General features: G+C 66.6%; 21 protein-coding genes. All 21 read right to left on the reverse strand.

Annotated elements, in window-relative coordinates:
- Positions 1-24: 24 nt before the first annotated feature.
- The 21 genes from ACTOWL_RS21890 to rplD all read right to left on the reverse strand — a co-directional run bounded on the left by ACTOWL_RS21890 (position 25) and on the right by rplD (position 10409).
- Positions 25-618, reverse strand: a complete 594-nt coding sequence (locus ACTOWL_RS21890) for an adenylate kinase (RefSeq protein ID WP_441323401.1) — start codon at positions 616-618, stop codon at positions 25-27.
- Positions 615-1967, reverse strand: coding sequence for a preprotein translocase subunit SecY (gene secY / locus ACTOWL_RS21895; RefSeq protein ID WP_441323402.1), 1353 nt, complete (start codon positions 1965-1967; stop codon positions 615-617). The genes ACTOWL_RS21890 and secY overlap by 4 nt, the downstream gene beginning before the upstream one ends.
- Before the next feature lie 82 nt (positions 1968-2049).
- Positions 2050-2565, reverse strand: coding sequence for a 50S ribosomal protein L15 (rplO, locus tag ACTOWL_RS21900; RefSeq protein ID WP_441323403.1), 516 nt, complete (start codon positions 2563-2565; stop codon positions 2050-2052).
- Between the two features lie 26 nt (positions 2566-2591).
- A complete protein-coding gene (gene rpmD / locus ACTOWL_RS21905) occupies positions 2592-2783 on the reverse strand; it encodes a 50S ribosomal protein L30 (RefSeq protein WP_441323404.1) in 192 nt (63 codons plus the stop codon).
- Positions 2776-3381: a 30S ribosomal protein S5 gene (gene rpsE, locus ACTOWL_RS21910; protein WP_441323405.1), complete on the reverse strand. Its 606-nt coding sequence runs from the start codon at positions 3379-3381 to the stop codon at positions 2776-2778. The genes rpmD and rpsE overlap by 8 nt, the downstream gene beginning before the upstream one ends.
- An 11-nt stretch (positions 3382-3392) precedes the next feature.
- On the reverse strand, positions 3393-3758 hold the full coding sequence (rplR, locus tag ACTOWL_RS21915) for a 50S ribosomal protein L18 (protein ID WP_429227182.1): 366 nt from the start codon (positions 3756-3758) through the stop codon (positions 3393-3395).
- Positions 3759-3769: 11 nt separating this feature from the next.
- On the reverse strand, positions 3770-4303 hold the full coding sequence (gene rplF, locus ACTOWL_RS21920) for a 50S ribosomal protein L6 (RefSeq protein WP_429227181.1): 534 nt from the start codon (positions 4301-4303) through the stop codon (positions 3770-3772).
- 11 nt (positions 4304-4314) lie between these two features.
- A complete protein-coding gene (gene rpsH, locus ACTOWL_RS21925) occupies positions 4315-4713 on the reverse strand; it encodes a 30S ribosomal protein S8 (RefSeq protein ID WP_342241625.1) in 399 nt (132 codons plus the stop codon).
- Between the two features lie 12 nt (positions 4714-4725).
- Positions 4726-5031, reverse strand: a complete 306-nt coding sequence (gene rpsN / locus ACTOWL_RS21930; protein WP_342241624.1) for a 30S ribosomal protein S14 — start codon at positions 5029-5031, stop codon at positions 4726-4728.
- A gap of 17 nt (positions 5032-5048) precedes the next feature.
- Positions 5049-5588 carry a 50S ribosomal protein L5 gene (rplE, locus tag ACTOWL_RS21935; protein WP_441323406.1) on the reverse strand — a complete coding sequence of 180 codons (540 nt, stop codon included), beginning with the start codon at positions 5586-5588 and terminating at the stop codon, positions 5049-5051.
- A gap of 8 nt (positions 5589-5596) precedes the next feature.
- Positions 5597-5917, reverse strand: a complete 321-nt coding sequence (gene rplX / locus ACTOWL_RS21940) for a 50S ribosomal protein L24 (protein WP_441323407.1) — start codon at positions 5915-5917, stop codon at positions 5597-5599.
- Complete coding sequence (rplN, locus tag ACTOWL_RS21945) at positions 5914-6282, reverse strand: 50S ribosomal protein L14 (RefSeq protein ID WP_026873847.1); 369 nt, start codon at positions 6280-6282, stop codon at positions 5914-5916. Before rplN ends, rplX begins: the two co-directional genes overlap by 4 nt.
- 3 nt (positions 6283-6285) lie before the next feature.
- Positions 6286-6567 carry a 30S ribosomal protein S17 gene (gene rpsQ / locus ACTOWL_RS21950; RefSeq protein WP_441323408.1) on the reverse strand — a complete coding sequence of 94 codons (282 nt, stop codon included), beginning with the start codon at positions 6565-6567 and terminating at the stop codon, positions 6286-6288.
- Between the two features lie 14 nt (positions 6568-6581).
- Positions 6582-6788, reverse strand: coding sequence for a 50S ribosomal protein L29 (gene rpmC / locus ACTOWL_RS21955; RefSeq protein ID WP_309791387.1), 207 nt, complete (start codon positions 6786-6788; stop codon positions 6582-6584).
- A gap of 2 nt (positions 6789-6790) precedes the next feature.
- Positions 6791-7210, reverse strand: coding sequence for a 50S ribosomal protein L16 (gene rplP / locus ACTOWL_RS21960; protein ID WP_088152687.1), 420 nt, complete (start codon positions 7208-7210; stop codon positions 6791-6793).
- 5 nt (positions 7211-7215) lie between these two features.
- Positions 7216-7962, reverse strand: coding sequence for a 30S ribosomal protein S3 (gene rpsC / locus ACTOWL_RS21965; RefSeq protein ID WP_395682332.1), 747 nt, complete (start codon positions 7960-7962; stop codon positions 7216-7218).
- Complete coding sequence (gene rplV, locus ACTOWL_RS21970) at positions 7962-8342, reverse strand: 50S ribosomal protein L22 (RefSeq protein ID WP_342239775.1); 381 nt, start codon at positions 8340-8342, stop codon at positions 7962-7964. The genes rpsC and rplV overlap by 1 nt, the downstream gene beginning before the upstream one ends.
- A gap of 3 nt (positions 8343-8345) precedes the next feature.
- Entirely contained in the window at positions 8346-8624 is a 279-nt protein-coding gene (gene rpsS / locus ACTOWL_RS21975) for a 30S ribosomal protein S19 (RefSeq protein ID WP_342239776.1), read from the reverse strand.
- 12 nt (positions 8625-8636) lie between these two features.
- The gene (gene rplB, locus ACTOWL_RS21980; RefSeq protein ID WP_441323409.1) at positions 8637-9461 is read right to left on the reverse strand and encodes a 50S ribosomal protein L2; all 825 of its coding nucleotides are present in this window, start codon (positions 9459-9461) and stop codon (positions 8637-8639) included.
- Positions 9462-9465: 4 nt separating this feature from the next.
- A complete protein-coding gene (locus ACTOWL_RS21985) occupies positions 9466-9792 on the reverse strand; it encodes a 50S ribosomal protein L23 (RefSeq protein WP_441323410.1) in 327 nt (108 codons plus the stop codon).
- Positions 9789-10409 carry a 50S ribosomal protein L4 gene (gene rplD, locus ACTOWL_RS21990; protein WP_441323411.1) on the reverse strand — a complete coding sequence of 207 codons (621 nt, stop codon included), beginning with the start codon at positions 10407-10409 and terminating at the stop codon, positions 9789-9791. Before rplD ends, ACTOWL_RS21985 begins: the two co-directional genes overlap by 4 nt.

Here is a 10409-nt window from a genome sequence, read left to right on the forward strand (position 1 = left end):
CCCTGATCTTCACGGCCGGTCCGGTCAGGTGGCCGAGACGTCCGCCGATTGCAGGCCGAGGATGGCCTCGATCTGCCGGGTGACCGTGTCCATGTCGGCCATGCCGTCGACCGCCTTCAACAGCCCCTTGCCGCGATAGTAGGGGATGATCGGCGCGGTCTGCTCGCGATAGATCGCAAGGCGCTTGCGCAGCGTCTCCTCGGTGTCGTCGGAGCGCTTCTCGGTGGATTGGGAGGCGCGGTTGGCGACACGGGCGAACAAAGCCGCCTCATCGACCTTCATCTCGATCACCACGGCCAGCGCCTTGCTGTGCCGGCCCAGCATGTCGTCCAGCCCCTCGGCCTGGCGCACGGTACGCGGGAAGCCGTCGAGGATGAAGCCGCGGTCGCAGTCGGGCTGGGCGATCCGCTCCGCGATCATGTCGAGCATGACCTCGTCGGGCACCAGATCGCCGCGATCCAGGATCTCCTTCACCTGCCGGCCGAGCGGCGTGCCCTCGGCGATCGCCGCCCGCAGCATGTCGCCGGTCGAGAGCTGCTTCAGCCCGTACCGCTCCTCCAGCCGTTTCGCCTGCGTCCCCTTCCCTGCCCCGGGTGGGCCCAACAGGATCAAATTCATCGACGGCTCCCCCGCAGCTTCGATTTCTTGATCAGCCCTTCATACTGATGGGCCAGGAGATGGGAATGGACCTGGGCCACGGTGTCCATGGTGACCGTGACCACGATCAGCAGGCTGGTGCCGCCGAAGTAGAACGGCACCGCATATTGCGACGTCAGGAACTCCGGCAGCAGGCAGACCACCGTCAGATAGGCGGCGCCGACCACCGTGACCCGGGTCAGCACGTAGTCGATGTAGTCGGCGGTCGACTTGCCCGGGCGGATGCCGGGAATGAAGCCGCCATACTTCTTCAGGTTGTCGGCCGTCTCCTCCGGATTGAAGACGATCGCGGTGTAGAAGAAGCAGAAGAAGATGATCAGCCCGGCATAGAGCGCCATGAACAGCGGCTGGCCGTGGGCCAGCTGCGTCGCGATCCAGGACACCCAGCCGCCGGCGCCGTCGGCCTGGTTGCCGGCGAAGCCGACCAGCGTCGCCGGCAGCAGCAGCAGCGACGAGGCGAAGATCGGCGGGATCACGCCCGAGGTGTTGAGCTTGAGCGGCAGGTGCGAGCTCTCGCCGCCGAACATGCGGTTGCCGACCTGTCGCTTCGGGTACTGCACCAGGAGTCGCCGCTGCGCCCGCTCCATGTAGACGATGAAGAAGATCACCGCCACGCACAGCACCAGCAGCACCAGGATGACGAAGGCCGAGATCGCGCCGGTCCGGCCCAGCTCCAGCATCTGCACCAGGGCGTGCGGCAGCGAGGCGACGATGCCGGTGAAGATGATCAGCGAGATGCCGTTGCCGACGCCGCGTGAGGTGATCTGCTCGCCCAGCCACATCAGGAACATGGTGCCGCCGACGATGGTCACGACCGTGGTGAAGCGGAAGTACCAGCCGGGATCCACCACCGCCGGGCCGATCGAGCCGCTCACGCTCTCGAGCCCGACCGCCAGCGCATAGGCCTGGGCCGTGGCCAGGACCACGGTGAAGTAGCGGGTGTACTGGTTGATCTTCTTGCGCCCGGCCTCGCCCTCCTTCTTCAGCGCCTCGAGCGTCGGCGACACCGCCGTCAGGAGCTGGATGATGATGGAGGCCGAGATGTACGGCATGATGTTCAGCGCGAAGATGGTCATCCGACCCAGCGCGCCGCCGGCAAACATGTTGAGGATGCCGAGGAGGCCGCCGCCCTGCTGGGCGAAGATCTCCGACAGCACGCGGGGATCGATGCCCGGAATCGGCACATAGGTGCCGATTCGGTAGATGATCAGCGCGCCAAGGGTGAACCAGATGCGCTTGCGGAGCTCCGTGGCCTTGGCGAAGGCACCGAAGTTCAGGTTTGCAGCGAGCTGTTCTGCAGCGGATGCCATTGCGAGGCCTCGAATGAAAAAGGGCGGGGACTGCGAATATGCGCGGTCCCCGCCCCTGTTTTACCCGTGTTGGACGGCGGCGTTAAGCCTGGGACGACGCCCCTGCGTCATTCTCGACAGCCTCGGCCGGAGCCGGGCTGGTCTGGACCACCGAGCCGCCGGCCTTCTCCACCGCCGCGACCGCAGCCGCCGAGGCGCTGTGGACGTGCAGGGTGACCTTGGCCGTGAGCTCGCCCTTGGCCAGCAGGCGGATGCCGTCCAGCGACTTGGCGACCAGGCCGCCGGCGATCAGCGCCTCGGCGTCGACCGGCTTGGCCGCGTCGACCCGGCCGGCCTCGATCGCCTTCTGCAGGCGGCCGAGATTGACCACGGCGTAGTTCGACCGGAACTTCTTGTTGTTGAAGCCCCGCTTCGGCAGCCGCATGTAGATCGGCATCTGGCCGCCTTCGAAGCCCCTCAGGGCGACGCCGGTACGGCTCTTCTGTCCCTTCACACCACGGCCGCCGGTCTTGCCCTTGCCGGAGCCGATGCCGCGGCCGACGCGGATGCGCGACTTGCGCGCGCCCGCATTGTCGCGGAGATCGTTGAGTTTCGTCATGATTGCTCCTCAGGAACAGACGGGGCTCAGCCCGCCTGCTCGACCCGCACCAGGTGCTTGACCTTCTCGATCATCCCGCGGACAGACGGAGTGTCCTCCAGCTCGCGGGTGCGATGCAGCTTGTTCAGCCCGAGGCCGATCAGCGTCTGGCGCTGATCCTGCCGGCGGCCGATCGGGCTGCCGACCTGGGTGACGATCACGGTCGACTTGTCAGCCATTCGCGGCCTCCACCACCTCGACGCCACCCTCGCGCTTGCCCGGGGCGCCGATGATGTCGGCGACGCGCTTGCCGCGGCGGGCGGCGACGGCCCGCGGGCCCTCGATCGTCCGCAGCGCCTCGAAGGTCGCCTTGATCATGTTGTGCGGGTTCGACGTGCCGATCGACTTGGCGACGACGTCCTGGACGCCCAGCGCCTCGAAGATCGCGCGCATCGGACCGCCGGCGATGATGCCGGTGCCCTGGGTGGCGCTACGGAGCTGGACCTTGCCGGCGCCGAAGTGACCCAGGATGTCGTGATGCAGCGTCCGGCCCTCGCGCAGCGGAACGCGGATCATGCTGCGCTTGGCCTGCTCGGTCGCCTTGCGGATCGCCTCCGGCACCTCACGGGCCTTGCCCGAGCCGTAGCCGACCCGGCCGCGGCCGTCGCCGGTGACCACCAGGGCGGCGAAGCCGAAGCGCCGGCCGCCCTTCACCACCTTCGCGACGCGGTTGATGTGGACGAGCTTCTCGATCAGCTCCTCACCGGCATCCCGCTCGCTCGGGCGCTTGTCGCCACGATCCCGAGGACCGCGCGTGTCTCTGCTTTCGCGTGCCATCCGCGTGCTCCTCAGAAGTCCAGGCCGCCCTCACGGGCGGCATCGGCTAGGGCCTTGACCCGGCCGTGATACAGGTAGTGTCCACGATCGAACACGACCTTCTCGACCCCGGCCGCCTTGGCCCGCTCCGCCAGGAGCTTGCCGACCGCGGCCGCGGCCTCGATGGTGGCGCCGGTCTTCAGCGACCCGCGCAGGTCCTTCTCGATCGACGAGGCGGCGGCAAGGGTCTTGCCGGCCTGGTCGTCGATGACCTGGGCATAGATCTGCTTCGAAGAGCGGAACACGGACAGGCGGACCCGGCCATAGCGGGCCTGGCTCAGCTTGTGGCGGAGACGTTCCTTGCGGCGCTCGCGCAACTCGTTGGTCTTGGTGGTCATCCCGGCCGTCCTTACTTCTTCTTGCCTTCTTTGCGCAGGAGGGTCTCGGTCTCGTACTTGATGCCCTTGCCCTTGAAGGGTTCAGGCTTCCGGTACCCGCGGATCTCCGCGGCGACCTGGCCAACGCGCTGCTTGTCGAAGCCGGTGATCGCGATCGAGGTCGGCTTCTCGCACTTGATCGTGATCCCCTCGGGGATCGGATAGCGCACCTCGTGGCTGTAGCCAAGGGTCAGCACCAGCTCCTTGCCCTGGACCGCGGCGCGGTAACCGACGCCGTTGATCTCGAGGTTGGTGGTGAAGCCCGTGCTGACGCCCACGACCATGTTGTTGATCAGGGTGCGGCTGGTGGCCCACATGGTCTGCGCCAGGCGCGACTGGCTCTTCGGCTCGACCTTGATCGCGCCGTCTTCCATCGAGACCTTGATCTCGTCGTTGACCGCGAGCTTGAGCTGACCGAGCTTGCCCTTGACCGAGACGGCCTGGCCCGACACCGAAGCGTCAACCCCAGCCGGAACCTTGACCGCGTGTTTGCCGATTCGTGACATCGCCGGTCTCCTCAGAACACGCGGGCGAGGATCTCGCCGCCGACATTGGCGGCGCGGGCCTCGACGTCCGACATCACGCCGCGCGGCGTCGACAGGATGGAGATGCCCAGCCCGTTATACACCTTCGGCAGGTCCTTGATGCCCGAATAGACACGGCGGCCCGGCTTCGACACGCGGTCGATGCGGCGGATCGCCGGCTGGCCCTCGGCATATTTCAGCTCGACCTTGGTGGCCGAGATGCCGGTGCTGACCTCATGGGTCTCGTAGCCGCGGATGTAGCCCTCGCGCTTCAGCACGTCGAGGACATTGGTGCGCAGCTTCGAGGCCGGGGTCTCGATCACGGCCTTGCCGGCACGCTGGCCATTGCGGATACGGGTGAGCAGATCGCCCAACGGATCACTTAGCGACATGGTCCGTACTCCTTACCAGCTCGACTTGGTCATGCCGGGGATCTGCCCGCGCGAGGCCAGCTCGCGCAGCGCGATACGGCTCAACTTGAAGCGCCGGTAGAAGGCCTTCGGGCGACCGGTCAGCTCGCACCGGTTGTGGATGCGCACCGGAGAGGAGTTCCGCGGCAGTTCCGCCAGCTTCAGGCGGGCAGCGAAACGGTCCTCCATCGGCAGGCTTTGGTCGTTGGCGATCGTCTTCAGGCGCTCGCGGCGGCCGGCAAATGCCTTCGCCAGCTTCTCGCGACGCTTGTTCTTCTCGACCGAGCTCTTCTTGGCCATGATCTATCCTTGCTCGTTCAGCTGACGAACGGGAAGTCGAAGGCCTTGAGAAGCGCACGCGCCTCCTCGTCGGTCTTCGCGCTCGTCACGATAACGATGTCCATTCCCCGCACCGTCTCGATCTTGTCGTAGTCGATCTCGGGGAACACGATCTGCTCCTTGATGCCGAGGGCGTAGTTGCCCCGGCCGTCGAAGGACTTCGCCGACAGGCCGCGGAAATCGCGGACCCGCGGCAGGGCGATGTTCACCAGGCGATCGAGGAATTCGTACATCCGATCGCTGCGCAGCGTCACCTTGGTGCCGATCGACATGCCTTCGCGCAGCTTGTAGACCGCGATCGACTTCCGGGCCTTGGTGACCACCGGCTTCTGGCCGGAGATCAGGGTCAGCTCGGCGACGGCCGCCTGGATCTTCTTGCTGTCGGCGACGGCATCGCCGACGCCCATGTTGATGATGATCTTCTCGATCCGCGGCACCTGCAGGTCGTTCGCATAGGCGAAGTCCTGCTTCAGCTTCGGCCGGATGACCTTGTCGTATTGGGTTTTGAGACGAGCCATGGCCATCCTCACCGATCAATCACTTCGCCGGAGGCCTTGGCGACCCGGACCTTGCGGCCGTCCTCGAGCGTCTTGAAGCCGACGCGGGTCGGCTTGCCGCTCTTCGGGTCGGCATGCGCAACGTTCGAGACGTGCAGCGCAGCCTCCTGCTCCACGATCCCGCCCTGCGTCTTCGCGGACTGGCGGGTGTGGCGCTTCACGATGTTCACGCCGCGGACGACGATGCGGTCGTCGGCCGGACGGACCTCGATGACCTCGCCCTTCTTGCCCTTGTCACGGCCGGCGAGGACGACGACCTGGTCGCCTTTCTTGATCTTCGCAGCCATCACAGCACCTCGGGGGCGAGCGAGATGATCTTCATGAACTTCTTGGCCCGCAGCTCGCGAGTCACCGGCCCGAAGATGCGGGTGCCGACCGGCTCGCCCTGCTTGTTGATCAGCACGGCCGCGTTGCGGTCGAACTTGATCGTCGAGCCATCCGGGCGGCGCAGTTCCTTGGCGGTCCGAACGATGACGGCGCGATGCACGTCACCCTTCTTCACGCGGCCCCGCGGAATCGCCTCCTTGATCGACACGACGATGACGTCGCCGACGGTGGCGGTCCGGCGGTGGGAACCGCCCAGCACCTTGATGCACATCACCCGACGAGCGCCTGAATTGTCGGCGACGTCCAGATTCGTCTGCATCTGAATCATGGTTTACGCTCCCGAAACAGCGGGGTCGGCGGAGGCGCCGATGGCGCTCGCCTCGGCCTCGGACAGGACGAGCCAGGACTTCCGCTTGCTGATCGGCCGGGTCTCGATGATCGAGACGCGATCGCCGACCTTGCAAACGTTGGCCTCGTCATGGGCGAGGTACCGCTTGGTCCGCTTGATGAACTTCTTGTAGACCGGGTGCATCAGGTTGCGTTCGACGAGGACCGTGACGGTCTTCTCAGTCTTGTCGGACACAACCGTCCCGATGAGCACGCGCCGCGGCATGGCTCACAATCCTCTTACTTGGCCAGCGCGGCATCCTTGCCGCGCTGGCCCATGACGGTCTTGATGCGCGCGATGTCGCGGCGCACGACGCGGACCCGCGCCGTGTTCTCGAGCTGGCCCGACGCGGCCTGGAAGCGCAGGTTGAACTGCTCCTTCTTCAGCGCGAGCAGATCGTCCTTCAGCTGGTCCGGCGTCTTGGCGCGGACGTCTTCGATATCCATGGTCAGACCTCCTCTCCAAGGCGGGCAATGAACTTGCAGGCGATCGGCAGCTTGGCGGCGGCCAGGGCGAAGGCTTCCTTCGCCAGGTCGCCGGGCACGCCGTCGAGCTCGAACATGACGCGGCCGGGCTTGACCTTGGCGGCCCAGAACTCCGGCGCGCCCTTGCCCGAACCCATGCGGACTTCGGCCGGCTTCGACGACACCGGCACGTCCGGGAAAATCCGGATCCAGACGCGGCCCTGACGCTTGATGTGGCGGGTGATCGCGCGGCGGGCCGCCTCGATCTGCCGCGCCGTCAGGCGGGCCGGCTCCTGCGCCTTCAGGCCGTAGGCGCCGAAGTTCAGCGTGGTGCCGCCCTTCGCAACGCCGTGGATCCGGCCCTTGTGCTGCTTGCGGTACTTGGTGCGCTTGGGACTCAGCATGATCCTCAGCCCTCCCGACCGCGATCGCGGCCACGACGGTCGTCACGACGATCGCCACGCTCCGGCCGGGCCGAAGACGGGCCGGCGGCCGCCTCGGCCGCCCGCTTGTCCTGGGCCATCGGGTCATGGGCGAGGATCTCGCCCTTGAACACCCAGACCTTGACGCCGCAGGTGCCGTAGGTGGTCTTCGCCGTCGCCGTGCCGTAGTCGACATCGGCGCGCAGCGTGTGCAGGGGCACGCGGCCCTCGCGATACCACTCGGTGCGGGCGATCTCGGCGCCGCCGAGGCGGCCGCCGCAGTTGATCCGGATGCCCTGGGCGCCCAGGCGCATCGCATTCTGCACCGCGCGCTTCATGGCGCGGCGGAAGGCGACGCGGCGCTCCAGCTGGCTGGCGATGTTCTCGGCGACCAGCTTGGCGTCGATCTCCGGCTTGCGGATCTCGACGATGTTCAGGCTGACCTCGCTGCCGGCCATCTTCGCCAGCTCCTGGCGGAGCTTCTCGATGTCGGCGCCCTTCTTGCCGATCACCACGCCCGGACGGGCGGTGTAGACCGTGACGCGCGCCTTCTTCGCCGGCCGCTCGATGACGATGCGGCTGATGCCCGCCTGGGCCAGTCGCTTCTCAAGGAACTCGCGGATCTTGAGATCGGCGTGCAGCAGGCCGGCATAGTCCTTGGTCGCGAACCAGCGCGAATCCCAGGTCCGGTTGATGCCGACCCGCAGGCCGATCGGATTGACTTTCTGACCCATTACGCCGTCTCCCGCCGCTCGCGGACGATGACCGTGAGGTTCGACCAGAGCTTCTCGATGCGGGACGCACGACCGCGGGCGCGGGCATGGAACCGCTTCATGACGATCTGCCGCCCGACATAGGCCTCGGCCACGTAGAGCCGATCGACGTCCAGCTGATGATTGTTCTCGGCATTGGCGATCGCCGACTGCAGCACCTTCTTCACGTCGTCGGCGATGCGACGGCGGGAGAAAGTGAGCTCGGCCAGCGCCTTGGCCGCATCCTTGCCTCGGATCGACTGAGCGACGAGGTTCAGCTTGCGGGGGCTGGTGCGCAGCGTCTTCGCGAACGCGCGCGCCTCATTCTCCGCAAGGCGAGGGGGGTTCTTCTCCTGTCCCATCGCTTACTTCCTCTTCGACTTCTTGTCCGACGCGTGGCCGTAGTACGTCCGCGTCGGCGAGAACTCACCGAACTTGTGGCCGACCATGTTCTCGTTGACCACCACCGGCAGGAACTTCTGCCCGTTGTAGACACCGAAGGTCAGGCCGACGAACTGCGGCAGGATGGTCGAGCGACGCGACCAGATCTTGATGATCTCGTTCCGGCCCGACGAGCGCGACTTGTCTGCCTTCTTGAGCAGATAGCCGTCGACGAACGGGCCCTTCCAAACGGAGCGTGCCACCGTCGCTCTCCCTTACTTCTTGCGACGGCGGATAATGAGCTTATCCGTCGCCTTGTTGCTGCGGGTCTTGCGGCCCTTGGTCGGCTTGCCCCACGGGGTGACCGGATGACGGCCGCCCGAGGTGCGGCCTTCACCACCACCATGCGGGTGGTCGACCGGGTTCATGGCGACGCCGCGGGTGACCGGCTTCTTGCCGAGCCAGCGGTTCCGGCCGGCCTTGCCGATCGAGATGTTCGACTGGTCCGGGTTCGAGACCGCGCCGACGGTGGCGAAGCACTCGCCGCGCACGATGCGCAGCTCGCCCGAGGCCAGCTTCAGCTGGGCATAGCCCATGTCGCGGCCGACGAGCTGGGCGTAGGTGCCGGCGGAACGCGCCAGCTGGCCGCCCTTGCCGGCCTTCAGCTCGACATTGTGGACGATCGTGCCGACCGGCATGCTGCGCAGCGGCATGGCGTTGCCGGGCTTGATGTCGACCTTCTCGCCGGAGACGATCTTGTCGCCCGCAGCCAGGCGCTGCGGCGCCAGGATGTAGGCCTGCTCGCCGTCCTCATAGGTGACGAGGGCGATGAAGGCGGTCCGGTTCGGATCGTACTCCAGCCGCTCCACCGTGCCGACGACGCCAAGCTTGCGGCGCTTGAAGTCGATGATCCGGTAGGTGCGCTTGTGCCCGCCGCCCTGGTGGAAGGCGGTGATGCGGCCGGTGTTGTTGCGGCCACCCTTCTTGGTCAGGCCCTCGGTCAGCGTCTTGACCGGCTTGCCCTTCCACAGGCCCGAGCGATCCACCTGGACCAGCTGGCGCAGGCCTGGGGTGATGGGATTGAATGTCTTCAAGGCCATCGGATCAAACCCCCGTGGTCACGTCGATCTGCTGCCCTTCGGCGAGCGTCACGACGGCCTTCTTCACATCCGAACGCTTGCCCGGGACACCCCGGAAGCGCTTGGTCTTGCCCTTGACGATCAGCGTGTTCACCGCGGTGACCTTGACACCGAACACACCCTCGACCGCGCCGCGGATCTCGGGCTTGGTGGCGTCGAGCGGCACCTTGAACACGACCTGGTTGTGGCCGGCGGCGAGCGTCGCCTTCTCGGTGATCACCGGCGCACGGATGATGTCGTACATCCGCGGGGTGACGTTGGCCTCGGCCTTCTTCTTGCGAGAGCGGATCATTTCAGGCGGGCCTCGAGCTGCTCGACCGCCTGGCGCGACAACACGAGGGTGTCACGGCGCAGGATGTCGTAGACGTTGGCGCCCTGGCTGGGCAGAACGTCGATGGACGGCAGGTTCCGCGCGGCGAGGGCGAAGTTCGTGTCGATCTGCTCGCCGGCCAGGATCAGCGCGGAGTCGAGACCCAGCGCAGTCAGCTTGGCGGCGAGGCCCTTGGTCTTGTGGCTGTCGGCCACGACCGCATCGACCACGACCAGCTTGCCGTCGGCCGCCTTGGAGGACAGCGCGTGGCGCAGGGCCAGCTTGCGGACCTTCTTCGGCAGGTCGTGCGCATGGCTGCGGACGACCGGCCCGAAGATCCGGGCGCCGCCGCGGAACTGCGGCGACCGCGTCGAGCCCTGGCGGGCGTGACCCGTGCCCTTCTGCTTGTAGGGCTTCTTGGTCGTGCCGCTGATCTCGCTGATGCCCTTGGTCTTGTGGTTGCCGGAGCGGCGCTTGGCCAGCTGCCAGTTCACCATGCGGGCGAGCAGATCGGTGCGGACCTCGAGACCGAACACGGAATCGTCGAGATCGATCTCACCGGCGCTGGTGTTGTCGAACGTCTTGACGGCGATCTTCAT

Origin of the sequence: Inquilinus sp. CA228, assembly GCF_052078665.1 — a bacterium.
In the GTDB taxonomy this organism is placed as follows: Bacteria; Pseudomonadota; Alphaproteobacteria; order DSM-16000; family Inquilinaceae; genus Inquilinus.

Bases quoted from the DNA above. Each gene is read 5' to 3' on its own strand.
- rpsN (WP_342241624.1), bottom strand. From the start codon at position 5,031: ATGGCCAAGAAGAGCTCGGTCGAGAAGAACAAGCGTCGCGAGAAGCTG.
- rpmD (WP_441323404.1), bottom strand. From the start codon at position 2,783: ATGGCTGACAAGTCGACCGTGATCGTCACCCAGGTCGGCAGCCCGATC.
- rplE (WP_441323406.1), bottom strand. From the start codon at position 5,588: ATGGCTCGTCTCAAAACCCAATACGACAAGGTCATCCGGCCGAAGCTG.
- rplF (WP_429227181.1), bottom strand. From the start codon at position 4,303: ATGTCACGAATCGGCAAACACGCGGTCAAGGTTCCGGCTGGGGTTGAC.
- rplB (WP_441323409.1), bottom strand. From the start codon at position 9,461: ATGGCCTTGAAGACATTCAATCCCATCACCCCAGGCCTGCGCCAGCTG.
- rplD (WP_441323411.1), bottom strand. From the start codon at position 10,409: ATGAAGATCGCCGTCAAGACGTTCGACAACACCAGCGCCGGTGAGATC.
- rpsQ (WP_441323408.1), bottom strand. From the start codon at position 6,567: ATGCCGCGGCGCGTGCTCATCGGGACGGTTGTGTCCGACAAGACTGAG.
- ACTOWL_RS21985 (WP_441323410.1), bottom strand. From the start codon at position 9,792: ATGATCCGCTCTCGCAAGAAGAAGGCCGAGGCCAACGTCACCCCGCGG.
- rpsH (WP_342241625.1), bottom strand. From the start codon at position 4,713: ATGTCGCTAAGTGATCCGTTGGGCGATCTGCTCACCCGTATCCGCAAT.
- secY (WP_441323402.1), bottom strand. From the start codon at position 1,967: ATGGCATCCGCTGCAGAACAGCTCGCTGCAAACCTGAACTTCGGTGCC.
- rplR (WP_429227182.1), bottom strand. From the start codon at position 3,758: ATGACCACCAAGACCAACGAGTTGCGCGAGCGCCGCAAGGAACGTCTC.
- rpmC (WP_309791387.1), bottom strand. From the start codon at position 6,788: ATGGATATCGAAGACGTCCGCGCCAAGACGCCGGACCAGCTGAAGGAC.
- rplN (WP_026873847.1), bottom strand. From the start codon at position 6,282: ATGATTCAGATGCAGACGAATCTGGACGTCGCCGACAATTCAGGCGCT.
- rplV (WP_342239775.1), bottom strand. From the start codon at position 8,342: ATGGGACAGGAGAAGAACCCCCCTCGCCTTGCGGAGAATGAGGCGCGC.
- rplO (WP_441323403.1), bottom strand. From the start codon at position 2,565: ATGACGAAACTCAACGATCTCCGCGACAATGCGGGCGCGCGCAAGTCG.
- rpsE (WP_441323405.1), bottom strand. From the start codon at position 3,381: ATGGCACGCGAAAGCAGAGACACGCGCGGTCCTCGGGATCGTGGCGAC.
- rplP (WP_088152687.1), bottom strand. From the start codon at position 7,210: ATGCTGAGTCCCAAGCGCACCAAGTACCGCAAGCAGCACAAGGGCCGG.
- rpsC (WP_395682332.1), bottom strand. From the start codon at position 7,962: ATGGGTCAGAAAGTCAATCCGATCGGCCTGCGGGTCGGCATCAACCGG.
- ACTOWL_RS21890 (WP_441323401.1), bottom strand. From the start codon at position 618: ATGAATTTGATCCTGTTGGGCCCACCCGGGGCAGGGAAGGGGACGCAG.